This window comes from Xenorhabdus sp. Sc-CR9, from assembly GCF_963897815.1.
Lineage (GTDB): Bacteria > Pseudomonadota > Gammaproteobacteria > Enterobacterales > Enterobacteriaceae > Xenorhabdus.
Genome location: NZ_CAWQTY010000199.1, coordinates 1 through 22,369 on the forward strand (window position 1 = coordinate 1; position 22,369 = coordinate 22,369).

A 22,369-nucleotide genomic window follows, 5' to 3' on the forward strand; every position below is an offset into this window, starting at 1 on the left:
AACGTGATGAGCTTCATACCTTCAAGGTTATCCCCAACCGATGGGTGGTCGAGCGTTCATTTGCCTGGCTGGATAAATGCCGCCGCTTATGGAAAAACTGTGAACGCTATTTAAATACCAGCCTTCAGTTTGTTAATTTGGCCTTTCTTATCCTATTACTGCGCAGGAAAAATTCTGAATAGGTTCTAAGTGACTTTATCGATAATTGTATTTTTATCATCCCAATAATGAGAGTTTCTTATACCAATAACTCTTTCATTTACTCTCCAATCAGACAATTTAAAAGGCCCACTACCGATAAAATTTTCTGGTCTTGTCCATTTATCACCATACTTTTTTATTGCCTTCTCATTAAGAGGGACCATAACAGAATGGGTTAATATCTGTAGGAAGTCGCCCTTTGGTCTTTCCAATCTGACTTCTATCGTCATATCATCCAGTGCCTTAATGCCCAACTCTTCCCTTTTCTTTTTACCTCTGAGTACATCGTTAGCATTAATAATAGTCGCATCACCAAGATAGCTACCGTAAGGCGAAACAATATCTGGGGTGACTAAACGCTGCCAACTAAACACCACATCATGTGCTGTAATGGGTGTACCATCTGACCACTTGATCCCTTTTCTTAAATGGAAAATCCATGTTTTATTATCTTCAGTTTCCCAACGCTCCGCCAATCTCGGTTCAATATTACCTTGCCTATTGGTAGAAACTAATCCGTCAAAAAAATCGTGAATGATATCAAATTCAGTATCGCTTGAAACTTTATGGACATCCAATGAGGCGGGTTCTGAAATATTATCACGCACAATTTCCTGTTTATCAGCTAATTGCATTCCCTCGGGGACAACCGCTGCATAAGATAGTGAGATATTCCCCCATATTAATGCAATGACACAAGTTAATAGTTTTATTTTTTTAATATTGGTGATTTTTATCATATTTTCACCCTCCATAATTGTATTTATTCTTATTTATCCAAATTAGAACTTTGATAACTTATCGATACCTATAATTATAGCCTGTTAAAACAGGCTATACCTGTCGTCTTTCAAGTTGCCGCTTTGTTGGTTGCGCTCACACTCCCCGGTCATATAGTTATCTATGCTCCAAGGGATTAATGAAAGGCTCCTGCCTTTCACCGGAGGCCAGCCTTTGGCTGGGCAAATCGTTCCCGACGAATTTGTCATTCCCTCGCCGTCGTGCTGCATCTTGAAATTCAATGGGTATATAATTTATTTTTAATGTTTAATAATATAGAGATCTTTTGTAGAAACATAATCCATTGGGCTTACATAGAACCCACCAACATACGGTTTAACCATGCGATTAATAACATAATGATAAACAGGGATCACTGGCATATCATTATTGAAAATATCCATCGCTTTTTGATAATAAGCCGTGTCATTAGTTTCACCAGCTTTAATCACCATCTGATCAAAATGACTATTTTCATATAGCGGTATGTTATGGCTGCTTCCTGTCAGGAAAGTATCCAGGAAAGACATTGGGCTATTGTAATCTGCTGTCCATGCGTATCTGACAACATCAAATTTATTCTGGTGCATATTATCCAACATTACTTTCCATTCTTGATTTTGCAAAGTGACATCAACGCCAAGGTTCTTTTTCCACATGGAGGTGACGGCAATGGCAATTTTTTTATGTGATTCTCTCGTGTTATAAAGCAAAGCAAATTTGAGGGGGGTTTTCTCGTTAAAACCTGCTTCATTCAAGAGTTCTTTGGCTTTTTTAATCCGCTGTGCTTGTGTCCATGAAGCATATTCTGGGGGGGTTAATGTGATCCCACCAATATTGGGCGGAAGAATACTGTAAGCGGGAAGTTGCCCCATTCCCAATATCTTTTCAGCAATCACTTCTCTATCAATGGCTAAACTTAATGCTTTTCTGACTCTGACATCATCAAATGGCGGTTTTTTGGTATTAAAGACGTAATAATAAGTGCTTAGCATCGGGTCAATATGAACCTGATCGCCCAACGTTTTCTTTAATGATGTAAAGGAGTCCAAAGGAATGGTAAAGGTAATATCAATTTCCCCTGCAAGATAACGGTTTAAGTCTGATTTTTCTGATACAAGGGCAAGATAAGTGACTTTATTGATTATTGTGTTTTCATTATCCCAGTAATGAGTATTCCTGACACCTATCACGTTTTCATTCACTTTCCATTCAGATAATTTGAATGCCCCGCTGCCAACAAAATTATCAGGATGCGTCCATTTATCACCGTATTTTTGGACAACCTTTTCACTAATAGGCACTAAAATCGGATGGGTTAACATCTGTAAGAAATAAGCCACTGGTTTATCCAGCTTTACTTCCAGAGTGGAATTATCCAGCGCTTTAACACCAAGTTCTTCTGCTTTTTTCTTACCTGACAATATGTCATTTGCATTAGTCACGTGGGCAGTGCCGAGATAGCTACCATAAGGCGATCCCATTTCTGGATCAAGCAAGCGACGCCAGCTAAACACCACATCATGAGCAGTGATGGGAATGCCATCAGACCATTTCGCACCTTTTCTTATATGGAAGATCCACGTTTGGTTATCGCTGGTTTCCCAACGTTCCGCCAAACGGGGAATAATTTTACCTTTGTTATCGGTGTAGACCAAACCATCAAAAAAATCATGAATGATATTCAGTTCAACATTACTTTCTACTTTATGTACATCCAAAGAGGCGGGAAAAGAGCCATTATTACGTACAATCTCTTGTTTCTCAGCCAATTGTGTGCCCGGTGGAACAACGGCTGCATAAGATGGAATAATATTTATTAATAACATTCCTATCGAACAGGTAAGAATTTTAATGAATTTATTTTTCATTAAACTTGACATGATTTTTTTCATTTTTTGAACCTCCGTTAATTGCTTTTTTGCTATTACATTACGCTACCATTTTATTTTAAATATGACTTTAATTAACTTTATTAAGTAATAAGAGCCTGCTTAAATAGGCTCTTATTACTAAAGGTTAGTGTTTTATAATATAAAGATTTTTTGTCTTAATACCTCCCAGTGAATCAATCTCTACACCACCAACATAAGGTTTGATTAATTTAACCCGCATATAATAGTAGACCGGAATGGCAGGCATATCTTTATTAAGAATATCAATAGCCTGTTGATAATCGGCCGGATCATTAGTTTCATCAGCTTTTAAAGCCCATTTATCAAATTCCTCATTTTGATATCTCATATGATTATTCGTATTGCCTGAAGTGAAAATGTCTAAAAAGCTGGTCATATTATTATAATCCGCATTCCATGCATATCTCGTCACTTCAAAGTCTCCTTGAGTCATACTCACATTCTGTGTCTTAGATTCCTGATTTTGTAAAATGACGTTCACATCCAAATTTTTTCTCCACGTCGAGCTGGCAGCAATGGCAATTTTTTTATGGGCATCAGAGGTGTTATACAGCAGGGTAAGCTTGAGGGGATTCTTTTCGTTAAAGCCCGCCTCATTCAGTAACTCTTTCGCTTTTGCAATACGCTGTTCTTGTGTCCATGAAGCAAATTCAGGATGTTTTAAATAAATTCCTCCGGTGCCAGGCGCTACCACATCATAGGCGGGCTTTTGACCATTACCCAATACCTTGTCAGTAATAATGTTTCTATCCACGGCTAATGCCAGTGCTTGCCTGACCCGAACATCATTAAATGGCGGCTTTTGCGTATTGAACAGATAATAATAGACTCCAATAATGGGCCTGACATGGAGTTGATCGCCATATTTCTCTTTAATCAGAGGCAGGAATTCTGATGGTCCACCATTGGATATATCAATCTCACCTGTCAGATAACGGTTAAAATCAGCCTTATAATCTGACAATGGCAGATGAGTTATTTTATTAATGATGGTATTTTTATCATCCCAATAATGGGAATTTCTGACACCGACAATTTTTTCATTCACGATCCATTCAGAGAGTTTGAAAGGGCCATTACTGACAAAAAATTGTGGCTGCGTCCATTTAATACCGTGTTTTTTGACAACTTTTTCACTGACTGGAGACATGGACGGATGTGCCAACATTTGCAGAAAACCTGCTTTGGGCCTGTCTAGTGTAATTTCTATTGTTTCGTCATCCAGCGCTTTGACACCCAGCTCTTCCGGGTTTTTCTTACCTGATAGCACATCTTGTGCATTTACAATTTTAGCTTGAATAAGATAGCTACCGTAAGGAGAGATGGTGTCAGGCGTGACCAACCGTTGGAAAGAGAAGACCACATCATGGGCTGTAACTGGTGTACCATCAGACCATTTAACTCCTTTTCTTAAATGGAAGACCCACGTTTTATTATCTTTGGTTTCCCAACGTTCAGCCAAAGCGGGGATAATATCCCCTTCATTATCCGTATCAACCAAACGTTCAAAAAAATCCTGTAAAATATCAAATTCGGAGCTAGATTCAGATTTATGTGGATCTAAAGAACCGGGTTCGGAAAAGTTATTGCGAGTTATTTCTTGCTTATCCGCTAATTGAACATTGGGGGGAATAACAGCAGCATAAGATAATGTTGTACTTCCCAGTATTAGACTGATAGAACAGGTTAATATTTTGGCAATTTTATTTTTTATTAGCCTTGCCATCGTTTTCTGCATATTAATCGTCTCCATAACTGTTTCTGTTATTTAAATAATCATTACATTTATCACTATCACCTTATAATCATCATCAGCATAAATATTACTGAATTATATAATGTCTTCTATTAATTAGCACTGTCTATAAAACTGAGCATGGGTTAAATATATAAGAGCAACGCATAATAATAATTAGCGTTGCTCTTATGATCTGGATCAAACACCGTTACAGTATCTTTGATCTATTTATTTTAGCTACCGCGATCTGCGTTAACTTTTACCGTTGTCACATTATTTTGCACCGATATCAATAATCCGATCCTGTTTAGGATATTGAATTGGCGATTTTTCCGTGAAGTATTTAATTACGGCATCTACATCAGGTACGCTATATACCGGATCGGTGCCTTCTTTAAATACAGAGAAACTACTGCCTCCCGTTGCCAGATATTCATTGGATGCTACGCGGTATTTCGCTTTCATATCAACAAGCTTACTATTGATTTTCATCGAGCTTGCAATCACGCGATCTCCCACAGGTTTGGTGCTATCCCATAAATATTGGAAGCTGTGTGATATCAACAAAACTTGCGGACGAGTACGATCCCATTGTTGTTCCAGTAGTCGTTTGATCTGCTCGCCAGTCAGTGTTTTGGTCACCATCATATTGGAAAAAGGCTGGACGGTATAAATCGCGTTATAAGTTACGTCTCCTGCATCCATCGGTGCGCGGATACCACCATTATTGACGAATGCTATCTCTGCTCCGCCATGCTCTTTGGCTGTAGTGGCATATAAATGCGCATCAGCGATCACTTTGCCCAGCGCAGATTCCCCGCTATTTGTACTCTCTTTAGTCAGGTTGCTTTCCAGTTTACCGATAACGCGGTTTGCCAGCGGCGTAGCTATTTTTTCGTAGGATGACAGTAATTCACTGATTTTGGGATCTTTGACATATTTACGGTTATCAACCCAAATATTTTTAGCTTTGAAATCCACCACATCTTTTGTAGTTTTATCCAATTTCAGATCCAATTGGGTCAGCAACGCACCATTGGATTCGGCAGAAGTCACCGATTTGCCGTTAATGACGCAGTTATACGCCTGATGGGTATGACCGCTGATCACAAAATCCACCTCTTTATCCAGATGGCTGACGATCTCCAGTATTTTACCAGTCACGTCATTACAGGCGTTAACATCAATTTTCCCGCCGTCACGTTTCTGTGCTGCACCTTCGTGGATCAAAACCCCTATCGCTTTCACGCCTTTTTTCTGCAATTCCGGCACCAGTGCGTTGATAGTTTTCACTTCGTTGGAGAAAGTCAGCCCCTCTGTGCCTTGCGGTGTCACAATGGCAGGAGTACCTTCCAGTGTCAGCCCGATAAAGGCAACCGGAACACCGTCAAATTCTTTGATAACGTATTCAGGGAACAGTGTTTTTCCTGTTGCGTTGACTGTGACATTGGCAGACAGATATTGGAAATCCGCCCCCTTAAACGGTTTTGGTCCCTGACAGCCTGTCACCGGATGACAACCGCCATTCTGCTTACGCAACAGCTCATCCTTGCCTTTGTCGAATTCATGGTTGCCGACGGAAGTCGCGTCCAATCCGGCAAGAGATAAGGCCTCGATACTGGATTCATCATGGAACATGGAAGAAAGCAACGGACTGGCACCGATCATATCCCCTGCCGCAACAACAACGTTGTTCGGGTTCTCTTGTTTCAGCTCTTTAATCAAAGTTGCCAGATGCTCAATGCCGCCCGGCTGGTCAGGGCCGGGGGATTTCAATGCTCCATGAAAATCATTCAGGCCCAGAACCCGGACATCCACAATATTTTCTGGATCATGGACGGGTTTGGTTGCACATCCCACTAACAATGCTGCGCCAATCGCAATCGGAAGTAATTTATATTTATAATTCATTTTGCTATCTCTTATGTTCAGGCTTCGGACAATCAATCACTTCAAAATTCTTGCTATAGCAGATATAGAATTCGTCACGACTAATCTGAATATGTCTACCTTTCAATACAGGATTATATTCTTGCAGGAATTGGATCAGTTCTTCATTGGAAGGACGGCCTTCCGGCAGAACTAATTTGTTGAAGAGTTCCTGCTGTTTGCTGAAATAGTTTTTAGCAGTATCAAAGGCACAAACACCATGCTTTTCCCATTCCGCTTGCAGTAAATCTATGCCGGGAGAAGTGCATAGGTAAGGTTTGATGGTTTGGTAATCCAGTGCTGGCAAATCACCTTTGCACAAACGCGGGTGTTTTCGGATATCTGACCAGTCGCGGCACTCTTCCATGGATTTTCCATCACAGGTTTCCGCCCATAAGCCATGCAGTATCCAGCCAAATTTATTATCAGAGAAACATTGCAGTCTGAATTTTTCATATTCACTCTGCGCTTTATCTTTCTGATTCTCGTGTTCCAGGCGTTTTATTTTGTTTCTTTTGTAATCACAAAATGCAGGGGAATAGTTAACTGCCAACTTAAAATAATCCGTTGCAGACTGATCGTTCTGACCATAATGATCAGTTTTGGCATCATAATCGTAATTGACCGTTGGCTGTTCTGGCACTATACAGGCAGCACCTCCCACCAGATTGGTTTGTGCTCGCAAGGGTTCACTGCTTTCAGGCGAAGTGGTACATCCCGCTGACACCAATGCCAAAACAAATGGTAACAGCTTTAGAAAAAAAACAGATTTTAGAAGATACATAGAATCAATCCATCATCAGATAAACAATCTGCCTGCCCCCGATAAGACCGGAAACAGGCATCAGGACAGCTAAGGTTTATTTTTTCTCTGTGAGATCAATTTGATATATTGCAAAACCGATATCATCATTTTTCAGGTATTTCACTGGATATTGAGCGTGTTCTTTAATAAATTTCGCCGCTTTTTCTGATGGTGAAGTTTCAAAGCGGACATCCAGTTTTTTATCAGTCTTGATTGGCAGGAATGACCAGTTTTTTTCAGTCTGTGTTGATACTACGCCTTTCTCTTTGGTGACTCTGGAAATGTAAGAGGCCAAGATAGTACGGTTCTCATCCGGTGAAGCGAATGCGATGTGATTTTCACCTGTTCCCGCGAATTTACCACCGTAACCACGGTAGTTATTGGTGGCTACCAGGAATGTAGCTTCCGGATCAATCGGCTTGCCCTGATAGGTCACATCTTTGATGCGATTCGCACCTTTATTGGTAAGCTGGCAATCAGTGTCATATTTTGCCGGCTGGGTCAGGTCTACCTTATAGTTAACACCAGTAATGGTGTCGAAATTATAAGTACGGAAACCATCCCAATTCAGCAATTCCTGTGGCTTGGTGGAATTTGGATCGATTTGGTTAAACATGCCCGCAGAGCATTCCAGCCATTCAACAACATCTGCACCTGTTGCTTTCACAACCACCAACGTATTTGGATAGAGATACAGATCCGCCGCGTTACGAAAAGTCAGATCCCCTTTTTCCACTTCCACAAAATCAGCCGGTGCATTTTTGCGCCCGCCTGCTTTGAAAGGTGCCGCCGCCGCCAGAACAGGAATTCCGTCCAGATTTGGATCGCCCTGAATAAAGCGTTTGGTGTAATCCACCTGAGCATCATTGACGATCTGAACAGTGGGATCGCTTTGGATCAATGCCAGATAGCTGTACATGTTGGCAGAGGCTTTACCTATAAATTTACCCACGAAATCCCGGGTTGCCTGATGATCTTTTTCGATGATGGAAGCCAGTTTGCTATCGCGTTCAACCAAGGCTTTTTTCTGTATTTTGTCAAAGATAGGGCGGGCTTCTGCTTTGGCCGATTCAACTTTCCATTCGCCACTGTCATTATTGATAACCATATCAACAACACCCAGATGGTCGCCCCACTGACCCGGCATCACGGCAGGAATACCGTTGACCGTTCCGTTGGCAACATCAACGCCCTTGACCTCTGCATATTCTTTGCTTGGGAACACGCCATGGGCATGACCAAACATAATGGCATTGATACCCGGTACTTCACTCAGATAATAAACAGAGTTTTCTGCCATTGCTTTATAAGGTTCTTGGGAAAAACCGGAATGTGGGATAGCAATAATCAGGTCAGCGCCCTCTTTTTTCATTTGAGGCACGAATTTTTTTGCTGTTTCAGTAATGTCGTCAACAGTGACTTTGCCATCCAGATTAGCTTTGTCCCAGATGCTTATCTGTGGCGGAACAAAACCGATATAGCCAATTTTGATAGTATGCTCTTTGCCATCGCGGCTTTTTACCGGAGTATCAACGATAATATAAGGAGTGAAGTAGTTTTTGCCGGTTTTGGCATCCATGATATTGGCGTTGATATAAGGGAATTCGGCACCGGCAATGGCCTGTTTCAGGTAATCCAGACCAAAGTTGAATTCATGGTTACCAAAGTTGCCTACGGTGTATCCCATGGTGTTCATCAATTGGTGGGCAGGATGAACATCCCCTTGTTTCAGGCCTTTTGCCGCCATGTAATCTGCCAGTGGGCTACCCTGAATCAAGTCACCGTTATCAACCAGAATCGCATTGGTTGCTTCTGCTTTCGCCGCGTTGATTAAGTCCGCGGCACGAACCAGACCAAATTGCTCAGTGGATTTATCTTTAAAGTAATCGAAATCCATCAGATTGCTGTGAATATCTGAGGTTTCCATTACCCGCAGATCAACTGTCGCCGCATTCACATTAAATGCCACCAACATGGACAATGTTGATACTCTCAACACATTCTTCATCATGCTATGCCCTTTTATAGAATGATTATGGAAGAATCCCCAGTGAGATTCTCCCTATGGAATTTTGCTTAATTAAAAAGACAAACGGGCTCCTGTTCCCAGAATGGTTTGTTTTTTATCTTTGTATACCGGATTGTCACTACGGGCATCATCATATGCCATTTCAATAAACAGAATCAGGTTATTGCTCTTAGAAACTGCAAAACGTTTGTCTAAACCAACCGTGTAAGTTTGTTTTTGATAGTTAAATGTATTGGCGTCACCATCGCGCAGGTAATATCCCGCATACATGCCGCTGCCAATTTTATCCCAATGCCACTTTACACCCAGACCGTAAAGGTTGGCTTTCCAGTCACCTTTGACAGATTTGCTCTGTAGCTTTGTATCACTTTCTTCTTGATACACTAATCCTGAATTTTCAGAACGAGCCAGACCATAATCCAAGCCAATGGAAAATTCACGTCCAGGGAAATAATATTCAACACCGAAAGCCAGCAAACTATCTTTGGGTGAAGCCAATCCCGCATCGACGGTACTTTTTTCTTTACTTCCGTCTGATTTTGAATTCTCTCCTGTTGCCTGAGAATAACCAGCATTGGCTACTAAGCCGAAATCTGATTTATAAAAACCGACCACCGAATAAGCGTTGCGAATATCACCGTGATTGCGTTCGTTATCAGAGCCTGATTTACCGCTGTAGGTTGCAGCGAGATGAAAACTTTTATAACTGTTAGTTTGGAAGAAAATAGTTTGAGGTAAGCGAGTGAGGAAGTTATTTCTCCCAACACCGTTTTTGCTATAACCTGTAGCACTACTCAATACATCGCCAAAATAAAATACTCCAGTATTGCCATAGCCGTAGCTGGATTTTTTTACCCAGTCGATAGGAATATAAGTACGGCCGACTCTCACTTCACCAACGTCACGATGAGAAGCGCCGATATAACCGACACGGTTATACATTTCAAAGCCCGTCTTGTTATTTTCACTGTTGGATTTTTGGGTATCAGAACCCCATTCCATTCTGCCGAAGACTTTAATGTCTTGAGTCAGCTTATGGTTAGCGTTAACGCCGATACGACTACCATCATCTTTAATACGAATATCACGATCGCCACTGGTTACCGTTGTTTTCATACGGAGTTCCCCAGTCAGATCCACTTTCGTTCCCTTGTCATTGTACACAGTAACTGCATTGGCACTACCAGATATAACCAGCAATCCAATTAAAGCGGCTAACGGCTTCATGCTTCCCATAAATAAGACACTCACAAAATATTAAATTTAATAATTTGATTTTCTTTTAGGCAAAAAACCTCCCTATCGCAGAACAGGCTGCAATATATTCAGGGCAATAGATACCCGTCACGATTTTTCGCAAAAAGAAAATCGCTCAAAAAATGACAAATTCTGAATACTATTTGAAACTATCTTTTTCTTTATTACAGCTTCCCGTTGAGAGTTTTATCAACACAAGGATGACGTCAATAATCAAAATGAGATGTAACAAGGTTTCGTTTTATTTTTAACCAATAAAGCGCTTGAAGAATTAAATTTAATCCCTTATATACGCTGACTCAGTTTATTCCACCTATTAATAATAACCTAAAAAAACCGTATTTTTCGTGAAGAAATCCACATTAATAAAAATATAGATATTAATTATTACAATATTATGTGATTTTTATCACACAACATTACCGCAATCGTTTTTATCACGCACATATTGATAAAAAACAGACAAAAGTATTTATTTTTCATGTCATTAAAAACAATTTGATTCAGCAGATTTTTACCATTTTTTATTTTATTTAATAATTGCTTTTTTTATCATCGAAATTATTAATAATTTTAAAGTTAGATATAACTCTTCACATGTCAATAAGTAAATATATTTTTCGTTATCTATAAAGTCTCTATTATAAATATGATGCATTGATTGATTTATTATTCTCATTATTATACGTAACATGGGAAGTTAATTAATGGTTAAGGTTAAAAATATCACTTAAGTTAACCTTTAATAAAAATTTCACTTTTTCACCGAGAGGAAAAGTAAGCATTTATGTCCAGAATATCTGCAACAGTACAGATTTACAGAGAGAGGCTTTTATTATGATTATTCATATTTCAAGTTGCGGTTTGGTCGACCCTTTTTCACTCTGCCCACAACTTGAAATCTATTGAGGATATCGGATTCGGATAATTTTAACCGATTCCTATTAACACTGACAGGAATCCATGGTTATTCCTGAGGCCACAACCAAGCGGCACCACGCACACCACTGGAATCACCATGCACAGCTTTTCTGATCGGGGTTGCACACTCTCCGCCAAAAACCCACTCTTTCACTAGCTCCGGCAACGTTTGATAAAGACGAACAACGTTACTCATTCCACCGCCCAGTACAACCACATCTGGGTCCAGTAAGTTGATCACTTGTGCCAAAGCTCTTGCCAAGCGTCTTTCATAACGACACATTGCTAATTCTGCAAATTCATCTCCCTGTGCCAAAGCTTCCATAATTTCATGCCCTTTTTTCTTGAATCCACTTAAGTGGAAGTAGTCCGTCATGAATCCAGTTCCCGATACAAATGTTTCGGTACATCCCTTCTTACCACAGAAACAGGGGGCTTCAGCCTGATATGCCCGATCTTCCTCATCCATCCACGGCAACGGATTATGCCCCCATTCGCCAGCCAGACCATTGCCACCCGCGTGTGCGCTGCCATTAAATGCAATCCCGGAGCCACAACCCGTGCCAATAATAACAGCAAATACCACCGGCATTCCGGCTCCTGCGCCGTCAGTGGCTTCTGACACCGCCAGACAGTTCGCATCGTTGGCGATACGTACTTTTCGTCCCAGCAAAGCAGCAATATCTTTATCCAATACCTGACCATTCATCCAGACTGAATTGGCGTTTTTTACTTTTCCCGTAAAAGGCGAAATCGCACCCGGTATACCAATTCCGACGGTTCCTTGTTGTCCTGTTGCCTGTTCTGCATCAGTGATCAACCCAACAATCGCGGCCAATGTTTTCTGATAATCATTACGGGGGGTAGCCACCCGCTTACGAAACAATTCTTCACCCTGATCGCCTAACGCAATCACCTCAATCTTAGTTCCACCGAGATCAATACCTATACGCATAGCTTACCTTTTCTTTTCTTTTCTATTTAAAGCCTAATGAGGCCGGCTCTTAGTGTGATGATGCTTTTTGATTATATGAAAATGAGGAAGTTATTATATGAAACTGATGAAGTTCTAGGGCTTCGTCACATGATTCGTTATTATGCACCCTTATGTTTTAAGATGACCTTTGTCACGATGCGCAATAATATAGGGTAACTGCATGTTATGGTTCAAAAATTTAATGATTTACCGTTTAAACCGAGAGATTTCTCTTTCTGCGGATGAACTGGAAAAACAATTAAGCCCATTGGCATTCACCCCGTGCGGTAGTCAAGATATGATGAAAACGGGTTGGGTTTCCCCAATGGGTTCCCACGGTGAAGCGTTGACTCATGCTTCCGGCAATCAGATCTTAATCTGCGCTCGAAAAGAAGAAAAAATGCTGCCTTCCCCTGTAATTAAGCAGGAATTACAGTCTAAAATAACCCGCCTGGAAGGCGAACAGCACCGTAAGCTGAAAAAAACAGAAAAAGATTCTCTGAAAGATGAAGTGATCCATACCTTGCTGCCAAGGGCATTCAGCCGTTTCAGCCAGACCTATATCTGGATCGATATCGTTAACAATCTGATTATCGTAGATGCCGCAAGTGCAAAGCGTGCTGAAGACAATCTGGCATTGCTGAGAAAAACGCTGGGATCATTGCCGGTCGTTCCCCTGACATTTACCGATCCTATTGAACTGACTTTAACTGAATGGGTACGTTCCGGTAATTTGCCTGCGGGTTATGCCCTGATGGATGAAGCTGAGCTAAAAGCCATTCTGGAAGAAGGTGGAGTCATCCGCTGCAAGAAACAAGAATTAGTATCAGATGAAATTGCGACACACATTGAATCCGGCAAATACGTCACCAAACTGGCATTGGATTGGGAAGAACGCATTCAGTTTATGCTGTCAGATGATGGTTCTCTCAAACGGATCAAGTTCAGCGAAACCTTACGTGACCAAAACGATGATATCGATCGTGAAGATGTCGCCCAACGGTTCGATGCCGATTTTACCTTGATGACAGGTGAATTAACTGCACTTATTAAAAACACCATTGATGCGCTGGGTGGTGAAGCGGAAAGATAATAACTGACGAACTGCCTACAACGGTCATATCCATTGAGGCAGTTCGACGAAATAACTCTCGCTGTTTTTCAGTTGCCTGTTTTCAACAGCCCTGCCATCTCAATTAGAAGCGGTAAACCAAACCAACACCGAAGACATCATCAGTACTGATATTAGCTTTTTTGGTGAAATCATTGTCTTTCAACAAGTTGAATTGGTATTCAGCATAAGTGCCCATATTTTTATTGAAATCATAGAAGGCACCGATTGAAACATATTTCACCAAATCTTCCGAACCCTTGTCTGTCAGTATTATCTTGTCAGCCAAGTCCTTACCCAGATCTTTACCCTTGGAATAGACAAAAGCAACGGATGGGCGCAAACCAAAATTAAACTGGTATTGCGCAGTCAGCTCGATGTTTTGGGTTTTATTGGCAAACATGGTGTGATTGTCTACAGAACTGCCAAATCTGGTTAAGTTACGGGTTTCACCGTACATAGCCGCCAGATAAACATTGTTCCGGTCATATTTGGTAGAGACGATCCATGCTTCCGCTTTGTTCCCTTTAGCCAGAGGCTTAGCGTTATCAGCACCCATTTTTTGTGCTGAAGTACGGTTAGAATTGCCATAGGAAGCACCAATACTGATACCATTACCAAGCTCATAAGAGCTGGAAAGACCAAAACCATCCCCGTTCTGTCTTGAAACATCACTACGGCTATTTCTTGTGCCGTTATCATTCCTTGCTTGATACTGCAAAGCAAATTTAAAACCATCTACCAAGCCGAAAAAGTCTGAATTACGGTATGTCAACAACCCTGTCGAACGCCCCATCATAAAGTTATCCGTCGCAGCCATAGAATCCCCACCAAACACAGGCAACGCATCCGTCCATGAGTTGGCATCATAAACCACCCCCATATTACGTCCATAATCCAGTGAACCGAATTTGCTATATGTCAAGCCAGCGAAAGCATAACGGGTTCTGGTATTTTTACCGCTTTCCGTTTCCACGCCATTCGCTCCCATATTGAATTCCCAGCGTCCGTAACCGGATAATTTATCCGTAATTTGGCTTGTACCTCTGATACCTATACGACCGACAGAACCATCACCATCCTGTGATTTTGCCTTGGAGAATGTTCTCTGGACATCTGCCTTTCCATATAAATCAATCTTATTACCATCCTTATTATAAATTTCAGCGGCATTTGCTGCCCCACTCATGAGAAGTACCGGAAGTGCCATTGCTATTGCGTTGTGTCTTATCATTATCGTGTCCTCATTGGTATTGTTATTTTCGCCACCGCTAAAAAACGCACATCCCAAGAAAAAATTTTCTGGAATAAAGAATCAGGGGAGCGGAATGTTTTACACGTTTCGTTATTTAAATGTTAAATTTGTAACGAACATTGAAGATACTAAGATTTAATGAAACTTTTTGCTAACAAAACTTGGCAAAAAATGCCGTCCTGTGAAGAATGTCACATCATAAAGAGACGCTGAATAACTATATATCATTAACTATCTTAATTAGTTATTTAAAACAGTAAGTTAGAATGTTTAAATAAAATAATAAAAATTCTTATTCATATAATAAATGGAGTATTTCTACGTTAATTTATAATTTTTACGCTATTTATAATGGACTGAGTAATAATAATTAATTGATATTGTTGACAAGCACCTTTAAGTTCTGTATTTGATGAAACGTGATTTAGTTCTTCCATTTAATTTAAATAAATAAGTTATGTTTCTTAATGGAATCACGCCAGTGCCGTACAAATTTTAACAACTTATAAGGTGCTAAAATGGCAGAAAATCCTTCACGTCCACGAGGCCGTCCCACAATTCCAGAACAGGAAATATGGCATAAAATTCATGAAGTCACACTTGTACTCCTTATTAATCAAGGCTATAACAAAACAACCATGGATGTAGTTGCTACGAAATCCGGCATTGCCAAAAAAACACTCTACCGTTTTGTCAAAAATCGAGAAGATCTGATTAAGAAAATTGTCATGCGCTGGACGGATAATTTCATTCCTGTCTTTAAGAGAAAAGCAAATAATTCCCGGCAAGTTCTCAATCTATTGAAATTATATTTAGCTGAAATAGCTGATAAATCATTATCTATCGATGCCGTAGGCTTATTTAAATTATTACAATCCGACTTTCCTCACCGTGAAACATTTTTAGATAAATATCAGCAAAGTGGTATAAAAAGGAGTCATAATATTCTGGCTAATTGGCTTGAACTCCAATATCAACAAGGATTTCTGAAAAAAATGGATTTTTATATCATCAGTGAATTGGTGATTTCGATGGTTATTTCAGAACCACTCAGGCAAATGGCATTGGGCATCCTTCCTCCCCTGCCAGAAACGGATATCACGCCACGTATTCGAGCAGCTCTTACATTACTGGAACACGGGATTGTAGAGAAATAGTCATTATTTTACAGCAAATTTAATTTAATCTCGGCGCTGAAATACAACAATATCAGCGCCTTCTCTACGGCTTTTTCATTGGATAAAAAATAAATCTATTATTTCAACATATTGTACTGAGATGCCAAGTTATCCAAGAAATCTAATTGACTGTTTACCAAGCTGATCAGATCATGTTGATTGATTTCATTGTCAAGCAATTTATACAGTTGATTAGCGAATTCAATCCATGCCTGTTCTATTTTCACTGCTTCAGAAAGCAAAATAGTGCGTTCTACATCGATTTGCATCACATCTCTTATACCAGAAAGACGTAATTCAAGTTCCCGCATTTTAGTTTTCACCACGTCAGTCTCTTTTACCAATTGAACAATTTGGTCGCTCAATTTCATTCTGGCATTAGCCAAATCGATATATTTCAATCCTTCAGAGACTTTACCCAAAATTTTTCTGGCTATCTCAGCACCTTGTTTAATTGCTTGTTTGATAGCTTCTTTTTTAGGCTGGGTGAAATCCAGGCCATCAATATCTTCAGCGCTGGGGATAAAATCTTTAAACATGTCCGCAATATTATTCTCTCGAATAACATCCTGACTTTCGATAATTTTAGCCCGATCTGCATCCAGTTTATTTTTCTTTTCTATTTTTTCATCGATATCAGTTTGCAACTCTATCTTTTGTAATTCCGTTTGCGTAAGAAGATCTTGCAGACGCTCTGTAATCACCATATCGCTAATATCGCTGATTTTGTTTGTCAGTTTATTGGCTCTGTCAGTGAAATTGTCAATAACATTATTAATATCTTTTGATAAACTCTGGATTAAATTATTGCGTTCTAGTATTAAAGCCTGACGATCATCTTCACTCAGAGAGGGATCAGACAGTGCAGCATCAATTTCAGTAATAGTTTGGAATGCAGTATCAGAAGTCAGTTGCTTGAGTGTTGGAGTCAACTGTGCCAGAGAATCGCGTACCATTTCATCAAATTCACGGCTATAAAGGCTGATTCGTTTGACTTTATCACCAATAATTTCAATACCTGAAGTTTGTCGCTGTGCCAAAAGCCAAATTGTATTTACCGCATGATTCATGGCTTTAATATCCGGATACATGTTTTCTTTTGGTAAGGTAATATTTTCAGACATTTTCTGTTCCTTTCTTATTTATAAGTTATTTAAAGAATAAATTAGCTATAGAGTTTTCTATATTCCGCCAATGCTTCATCGAAAGTTTCAATTAATCGGGCGGCTGAGCCTTGAACGTCTCTCCAAGGATTAATAACTTGCTTAAATGTTAAAACAAAAGAAGTCAGCTTCAGTGCATCATTAATATCGTCGAATTTCTCTTTGGAAGCCGTAATTTGAGTTAGCATCATGTTCCACATGAAATCTAAGTGATTTAAGGCCTCTTCTGCATCCAGCATACTGGTGTTAATGCCAGAAAAATTTAGGGACAGATTTTGAATTGAAGTTTGTAATGCACTTTTACCTTCAACTTGATCTTGTAATTCTTTGACTTCATCAATCAGTTTATTTTTCTGTTTCCGCGCTTTTTCTGCCTTGTCACCAAAGATCCCGCCGGTAATCGCCCAGCCAATCAGACCACCCGCCATTCCGGAAAATGCCAAACCTACATATTTATTGTAGTCCTTTTGAAGTTGATCAATCTCTTTGTTTTTCTCATCGATCTTATATTGCAGATCTTTGATAGTGATAGAGAGATTATTTTCGTCCATAAGTTTTTTCTTACTATTGACCTGTGGCTGCAACCCCTGAGCAATTGTACCGTCCGATAATTCACCGCCAATCAGTTTAAGTTTAAAGTCAGATACCACAGTTTTTACCTTCTGGGTATTTTCCTGCTGTTTTTTAATATCTTTCTTCATACTTTCGAGGATATTCCCCAATTCAACTGCAATCTCTTTATCATCATTGGTATATGTTATTTCAGCCAATTGCTTATCAGTTAAATCACCTAATTTCGCCTTTACACGTTCAATAATCGGCATCTGGTCAATAATACTGATTATTTCATCTCCCGTTAGGGTAATTTGTTTGCCTGCATTTTCGAGATCGATACTCTGTTGCTGAACCTTACTTTCCACACCACTCCAACTAAGAGCATGGTCGTGAATTTCTTTAAACAAAGATGTCATCTTTGCAGGTTTTAAACCATCAATATCAATATCGTTATAACCGATATATTCTTTTACCCCTTCCAAAGTAAAAGGAAGTTCTAAACCATATTTAACATATAATTTAATGTTAATGAGATCTCCTTTAGTAAAGATCCCTCCCGGGCGGGCGACTCCTTCTGCTTGGCTGGTCAACATTTTTAAAGTGACTGCGGGAACTTCTGATACAGGAATCTGTTTTTCTGCTACAGCTTGATTTAATGACATATAGTTCTCCATTAGTGTTGATGGCCTGATTTTAATTTAATATAACTTCGGCTCTTATCACCTGAGAATACTTTTATTTTAATACACTTAAAATATGAATAATTACATTGCTGTTGGCATAAATGATAATTAATTGTCTATAAATGAACTTTAATTTAATTATATTATTTTTTTTATTTTTATTATTAACGTATATCGACACAAGTGAAATTAAATTTACTTTTAGCTTGTTAATTTTATAGTAAGAATCACTTTTAATTTCACCATTAATATTTATTGTAAAAATAACATATTTATTCAACGTAAATGATAAAAACATATTATTATAGGTATTTTTATCTTTAAATTTGTTGTTTTTCTGATTTTGATGTGATTTTTAAATTTATTAACCATATTATTTATAAGATGGTTTATATTAATTATATCCAATGAATATTGAGAAAAAAGTTTTGCGAATGGGTATATAACTCATGAAAGACAGGAAATTTAGGATATCAAACTGCCCGATTTAGCTATTCGGGCAATTTGATTTATCAGATAATCAACTCAGTAACTAATGAGAAGATAATTAATATCGTTATTGAGCGGCAACAGCTTCCATTCCTACCAATCCAATTTTGAGGTAACCCGCTTTACGCAGGGAGTCCATCACACTCATCAAAGTTTCATAATCCACGGTTTTATCTGCCTGAAAGAAGATTGTGGTGTCTTTGTTGGATTGTGTAGTTTGATCCAATACTGAAGATAAGCTATCGCGATCAATCTGCTTATCACCGACATAAAGCTGATGATCCGCTTTCACAGTCAGGAATACGGGTTTTTCTGGTCTTGGTTGTGGTTTAGCTGATGATGCAGGCAAATCGACTTTAATATCTACCGTTGCCAGAGGTGCCGCTACCATGAAAATAATCAGCAGCACCAACATCACGTCAATAAATGGCGTGACGTTAATTTCATGCAGTTCACCACTATCGTCCAAATCTTCATTAAGACGCATTGCCATAATTTCTTACCTTGCTTCTGTTTTTTCAGCTTTACTGTCAGCCAGATCAAGATCACGCCCCAGCAACAAGATTGCCTGAGCAGCCATGTCTCCCACTTGCCCACGGTATGATGAAATGACTCGGGCAAAGATGTTGTAAATCACTACCGCAGGGATTGCAGCCACCAAGCCCAGAGCTGTTGCCAGCAATGCTTCTGCAATACCCGGTGCAACTACAGCCAGATTTGTGGTTTGTGAATGTGCGATACCAATAAAGCTGTTCATGATCCCCCAAACTGTCCCGAACAGGCCCACAAATGGAGAAATTGCACCGATGGTTGCCAGATAGCCATTACCACGTCCCATATGGCGGCTAATGGTAGCAACTGCGCGCTCCATACGAAATGAAGTACGTTCTTTGATGCCTTCCTTATCAGTACTTTCAGCAGACAGGACACGTTCTGACTGTGCTTCATTCAACAGCAGGCGGCTGATGCTCTGCTTGCCAAAATCTGTGGCAATTTTTGTTGCCGCATCCAAATTAGCGACATCAGCCAAGGCCAGTTGTTCTTTGCGCAAACGGCGGCGAGCCATTGACAATTCAATTCCTTTGGAGAAAAACAGCGCCCATGTGATGATAGAAGCAATCACCAAGCCTACCATGACGCTTTTTACTACTGCGTCCGCATTCTGGTACATACCCCAAACAGACAAATCTGTTGCAAAACCACTGGACGTGTTTTCAATCTGTGGAATGACAGTTTCGGTTACTGTGGTTTCGGCCGTCACACTTTCGGCCGCGTTACCTTCTGCCCCGTTACTTTCTGCCGCATTACCCTCTACAGTTTGTGTGCCTGTGCCTGTGCTTGGTGGTACATCCGTTTTCTGATCGTTAGCGGACGATTGCGCAGTTGCCGGAGCGGCTACCTGAGCAGCAGCAACCTGATTTTCTGGCGCAGCCGCCGCTGTTGACGGTGCCGTATCAGCCCATGCTGAACTTGTTAATCCGAGTGCCAATAGAATAGAAGCTGTCAAATTACGCATCAGTTAGCCTTACTCTCTTTCTTATAGATTCTGTTACTTAGCAATGAATAGCGTTTACTCATCTTGCTAATCCTAATATGACCTGAGCCATGCCTCTTACCACAGTGCTTGTTACCCACTGTGCTTCTTAACCGTTTTAGGGGAAAAGTCCGCCGCAAATGATATCAGACATTGAGCGATTTGATAGTAATTATCATTACTATTTAATGAAAAAGTTCCAATTAACGTTATACTTTCGCTAGTCTCTTCTGGTTTCCCTTCAACAGAACACCGTGAATTTTCCTCAAGTTGCCCGAATCTCTTTGGCAAATCTGTCTCAAATCTTTTAACTTGCTAATCATTTACTTGAACAAGTTTTATTTAGTCTCCGGGCAGTAAACAAAAAAATCAATTAAGGGGTGGAATGCCATGACTGAAAAAAAACTGGAAACCTTATTGGTCAATGCAGGAAGAGAAAAGAAATATACGCAAGGTGCCGTTAATACCATAATTCAACGTACATCATCTGTCATTTTCGATACCGTTGAAGATATGCATCATGCTTTGAATAACCACCATAAAAATACATTAGTCTATGGTCGCCGTGGAACAATGACGCATTTTGCCTTTCGGGATGCGATGACCGAGCTTGAAGGCGGCGCGGGTTGCGCACTTTATCCTTCCGGTACGGCCGCCATCACTAATTCTATCCTGTCTTTCGTAAAGACAGGCGATCATGTTCTGGTAACAGGCAATGCATATGAGCCAACACAGCTTTTTTGCAATAAAGTTCTGCAAAAAATGGGAGTTTCCACTGATTATTTTGATCCGATGATCGGTGAAGATATCGCTTCGCTTATTAAGCCAAATACTACCGTGCTCTTTCTTGAATCACCCGGTTCACTGACAATGGAAGTACAAGATGTTCCCGCCATTGTACGAGCCGCCCGTCAGGTCAATCCTGAGATTGTTATTATGATTGATAATACATGGGCGGTCGGCATTCTGTTTAAAGCTCTGGAGTTTGGTGTCGATATTTCCATTCAATCTGCCACAAAATATATCATCGGTCACTCCGACGGAATGCTGGGAACAGCAGTTGCCAATGCGCGATGTTGGGAACAACTCAGAGAGAGATCTTATCTGATGGGGCAAATTGCTGATCCGGATACCGTTTATATGGCAACCCGTGGATTACATACACTGGCTGCTCGCCTCAAGCAACATGAAGAAAACAGCATTAAAGTTGCCAAGTGGCTCGCACAACAGCCGGAAGTTGCTGAGGTGAATCACCCCGCCCTGCCTTCTTGCCCGGGACATATTTACTTTAAGCGCGATTTCACCGGCGCTTGCGGGTTATTTTCTTTTTTCCTGAATACCCAGCTTACCCCTGAACAAGTTTCTGATTATCTGGATAACATGAAGCATTTCAAAATGGCGTATTCATGGGGAGGGTTTGAGTCATTGATTTTAGAAGTCCACCCCAAAGTGCTCAGAGCACTGCACCAGTATGATTTATCGAAAAAAACCGGCACGTTGATCCGCCTTCATATAGGACTGGAAAATCTGCAAGACTTGATTGATGATCTGGAAGCAGGTTTTGTTCGACTGAAAGGCCGTTAAATTTCAGACAAAGTGATTCACTAAAACCGTGGTTGTCTTTCTTTCTATTACAGACAACTGCGGTTTTCCATATGCTGAATCAAATCAATCCCCATCTCCTCATTTTGCGGTACACTGAGCTGGATCCATTTTGTTAACTAGAGCGTGTTGACCTTTGTTGTACATGTTTCAATCGACCCACATAGGGAGCCACATGATTGAAAATGCCAAAGCAACGAGACTTTCATAATTTCTTGCTAATTTGTCATACCGAGTAGCTACTGCT

Annotated in this window: 17 protein-coding genes and 2 pseudogenes; 4 read left to right on the forward strand and 15 right to left on the reverse strand. The window is 40.1% G+C overall.

Annotated features, from left to right (window positions below; genetic code table 11):
* Nucleotides 1-182 (forward strand): transposase (locus AACQ81_RS14745; protein WP_237387800.1); only part of this gene is annotated, 182 nt, incomplete at its 5' end.
* A 6-nt stretch (nt 183-188) separates the two neighbouring features.
* Here the strand turns inward: AACQ81_RS14745 and AACQ81_RS14750 are convergent.
* From AACQ81_RS14750 to mak, 9 genes and pseudogenes are all read right to left on the reverse strand, one after another.
* Nucleotides 189-956: pseudogene (locus AACQ81_RS14750) on the reverse strand (ABC transporter substrate-binding protein); the annotation flags it as partial.
* A gap of 69 nt (nt 957-1,025) precedes the next feature.
* Nucleotides 1,026-1,190, reverse strand: a complete 165-nt coding sequence (locus AACQ81_RS14755; protein WP_237387801.1) for a hypothetical protein — start codon at nt 1,188-1,190, stop codon at nt 1,026-1,028.
* A 51-nt stretch (nt 1,191-1,241) separates the two neighbouring features.
* Entirely contained in the window at nt 1,242-2,876 is a 1,635-nt protein-coding gene (locus AACQ81_RS14760) for an ABC transporter substrate-binding protein (protein WP_237387802.1), read from the reverse strand.
* A 124-nt stretch (nt 2,877-3,000) separates the two neighbouring features.
* Nucleotides 3,001-4,650, reverse strand: a complete 1,650-nt coding sequence (locus AACQ81_RS14765; protein ID WP_237387803.1) for an ABC transporter substrate-binding protein — start codon at nt 4,648-4,650, stop codon at nt 3,001-3,003.
* A gap of 258 nt (nt 4,651-4,908) precedes the next feature.
* Nucleotides 4,909-6,546, reverse strand: coding sequence for a bifunctional metallophosphatase/5'-nucleotidase (locus AACQ81_RS14770; RefSeq protein ID WP_237387804.1), 1,638 nt, complete (start codon nt 6,544-6,546; stop codon nt 4,909-4,911).
* A 4-nt stretch (nt 6,547-6,550) separates the two neighbouring features.
* Nucleotides 6,551-7,348, reverse strand: a complete 798-nt coding sequence (locus AACQ81_RS14775; RefSeq protein ID WP_237387805.1) for a ribonuclease T2 family protein — start codon at nt 7,346-7,348, stop codon at nt 6,551-6,553.
* A 76-nt stretch (nt 7,349-7,424) separates the two neighbouring features.
* Nucleotides 7,425-9,380: a bifunctional 2',3'-cyclic-nucleotide 2'-phosphodiesterase/3'-nucleotidase gene (locus tag AACQ81_RS14780; protein WP_237387806.1), complete on the reverse strand. Its 1,956-nt coding sequence runs from the start codon at nt 9,378-9,380 to the stop codon at nt 7,425-7,427.
* 69 nt (nt 9,381-9,449) lie between these two features.
* Nucleotides 9,450-10,625: a porin gene (locus AACQ81_RS14785; RefSeq protein WP_237387807.1), complete on the reverse strand. Its 1,176-nt coding sequence runs from the start codon at nt 10,623-10,625 to the stop codon at nt 9,450-9,452.
* A gap of 997 nt (nt 10,626-11,622) precedes the next feature.
* On the reverse strand, nt 11,623-12,531 hold the full coding sequence (gene mak, locus AACQ81_RS14790; RefSeq protein ID WP_237387808.1) for a fructokinase: 909 nt from the start codon (nt 12,529-12,531) through the stop codon (nt 11,623-11,625).
* 202 nt (nt 12,532-12,733) lie between these two features.
* Here mak and rdgC point away from each other — a divergent pair, with 202 nt between their 5' ends.
* Nucleotides 12,734-13,645 carry a recombination-associated protein RdgC gene (gene rdgC, locus AACQ81_RS14795; protein ID WP_237387809.1) on the forward strand — a complete coding sequence of 304 codons (912 nt, stop codon included), beginning with the start codon at nt 12,734-12,736 and terminating at the stop codon, nt 13,643-13,645.
* Between the two features lie 103 nt (nt 13,646-13,748).
* Here rdgC and AACQ81_RS14800 read toward each other — a convergent pair whose 3' ends face one another.
* Nucleotides 13,749-14,897, reverse strand: coding sequence for a porin (locus tag AACQ81_RS14800; RefSeq protein WP_272903100.1), 1,149 nt, complete (start codon nt 14,895-14,897; stop codon nt 13,749-13,751).
* A 539-nt stretch (nt 14,898-15,436) separates the two neighbouring features.
* Here AACQ81_RS14800 and AACQ81_RS14805 point away from each other — a divergent pair.
* The gene (locus AACQ81_RS14805; RefSeq protein WP_237387810.1) at nt 15,437-16,075 is read left to right on the forward strand and encodes a TetR/AcrR family transcriptional regulator; all 639 of its coding nucleotides are present in this window, start codon (nt 15,437-15,439) and stop codon (nt 16,073-16,075) included.
* Nucleotides 16,076-16,173: 98 nt separating this feature from the next.
* Here AACQ81_RS14805 and AACQ81_RS14810 read toward each other — a convergent pair whose 3' ends face one another.
* The 4 genes from AACQ81_RS14810 to exbB form a co-directional block, all read right to left on the reverse strand.
* The gene (locus AACQ81_RS14810; RefSeq protein ID WP_237387811.1) at nt 16,174-17,220 is read right to left on the reverse strand and encodes an alpha-xenorhabdolysin family binary toxin subunit B; all 1,047 of its coding nucleotides are present in this window, start codon (nt 17,218-17,220) and stop codon (nt 16,174-16,176) included.
* A 41-nt stretch (nt 17,221-17,261) separates the two neighbouring features.
* A complete protein-coding gene (locus AACQ81_RS14815) occupies nt 17,262-18,488 on the reverse strand; it encodes an alpha-xenorhabdolysin family binary toxin subunit A (protein WP_237387812.1) in 1,227 nt (408 codons plus the stop codon).
* A gap of 565 nt (nt 18,489-19,053) precedes the next feature.
* Entirely contained in the window at nt 19,054-19,479 is a 426-nt protein-coding gene (gene exbD, locus AACQ81_RS14820) for a TonB system transport protein ExbD (RefSeq protein WP_237387813.1), read from the reverse strand.
* A 6-nt stretch (nt 19,480-19,485) separates the two neighbouring features.
* Nucleotides 19,486-20,502, reverse strand: coding sequence for a tonB-system energizer ExbB (exbB, locus tag AACQ81_RS14825; protein WP_237387814.1), 1,017 nt, complete (start codon nt 20,500-20,502; stop codon nt 19,486-19,488).
* A 408-nt stretch (nt 20,503-20,910) separates the two neighbouring features.
* Here exbB and metC point away from each other — a divergent pair, with 408 nt between their 5' ends.
* A complete protein-coding gene (metC, locus tag AACQ81_RS14830; RefSeq protein WP_237387815.1) occupies nt 20,911-22,104 on the forward strand; it encodes a cystathionine beta-lyase in 1,194 nt (397 codons plus the stop codon).
* Nucleotides 22,105-22,272: 168 nt separating this feature from the next.
* Here metC and AACQ81_RS14835 read toward each other — a convergent pair.
* Nucleotides 22,273-22,369, reverse strand: a pseudogene (locus AACQ81_RS14835) (IS5/IS1182 family transposase); the annotation flags it as partial.

Excerpts from the sequence above, each read along its gene's own strand:
- AACQ81_RS14755 (WP_237387801.1), bottom strand. The coding sequence starts at position 1,190 with ATGACAAATTCGTCGGGAACGATTTGCCCAGCCAAAGGCTGGCCTCCG.
- AACQ81_RS14760 (WP_237387802.1), bottom strand. The coding sequence starts at position 2,876 with ATGAAAAAAATCATGTCAAGTTTAATGAAAAATAAATTCATTAAAATT.
- AACQ81_RS14765 (WP_237387803.1), bottom strand. The coding sequence starts at position 4,650 with ATGGAGACGATTAATATGCAGAAAACGATGGCAAGGCTAATAAAAAAT.
- AACQ81_RS14770 (WP_237387804.1), bottom strand. The coding sequence starts at position 6,546 with ATGAATTATAAATATAAATTACTTCCGATTGCGATTGGCGCAGCATTG.
- AACQ81_RS14775 (WP_237387805.1), bottom strand. The coding sequence starts at position 7,348 with ATGTATCTTCTAAAATCTGTTTTTTTTCTAAAGCTGTTACCATTTGTT.
- AACQ81_RS14780 (WP_237387806.1), bottom strand. The coding sequence starts at position 9,380 with ATGATGAAGAATGTGTTGAGAGTATCAACATTGTCCATGTTGGTGGCA.
- AACQ81_RS14785 (WP_237387807.1), bottom strand. The coding sequence starts at position 10,625 with ATGAAGCCGTTAGCCGCTTTAATTGGATTGCTGGTTATATCTGGTAGT.
- mak (WP_237387808.1), bottom strand. The coding sequence starts at position 12,531 with ATGCGTATAGGTATTGATCTCGGTGGAACTAAGATTGAGGTGATTGCG.
- rdgC (WP_237387809.1), top strand. The coding sequence starts at position 12,734 with ATGTTATGGTTCAAAAATTTAATGATTTACCGTTTAAACCGAGAGATT.
- AACQ81_RS14800 (WP_272903100.1), bottom strand. The coding sequence starts at position 14,897 with ATGATAAGACACAACGCAATAGCAATGGCACTTCCGGTACTTCTCATG.
- AACQ81_RS14805 (WP_237387810.1), top strand. The coding sequence starts at position 15,437 with ATGGCAGAAAATCCTTCACGTCCACGAGGCCGTCCCACAATTCCAGAA.
- AACQ81_RS14810 (WP_237387811.1), bottom strand. The coding sequence starts at position 17,220 with ATGTCTGAAAATATTACCTTACCAAAAGAAAACATGTATCCGGATATT.
- AACQ81_RS14815 (WP_237387812.1), bottom strand. The coding sequence starts at position 18,488 with ATGGAGAACTATATGTCATTAAATCAAGCTGTAGCAGAAAAACAGATT.
- exbD (WP_237387813.1), bottom strand. The coding sequence starts at position 19,479 with ATGGCAATGCGTCTTAATGAAGATTTGGACGATAGTGGTGAACTGCAT.
- exbB (WP_237387814.1), bottom strand. The coding sequence starts at position 20,502 with ATGCGTAATTTGACAGCTTCTATTCTATTGGCACTCGGATTAACAAGT.
- metC (WP_237387815.1), top strand. The coding sequence starts at position 20,911 with ATGACTGAAAAAAAACTGGAAACCTTATTGGTCAATGCAGGAAGAGAA.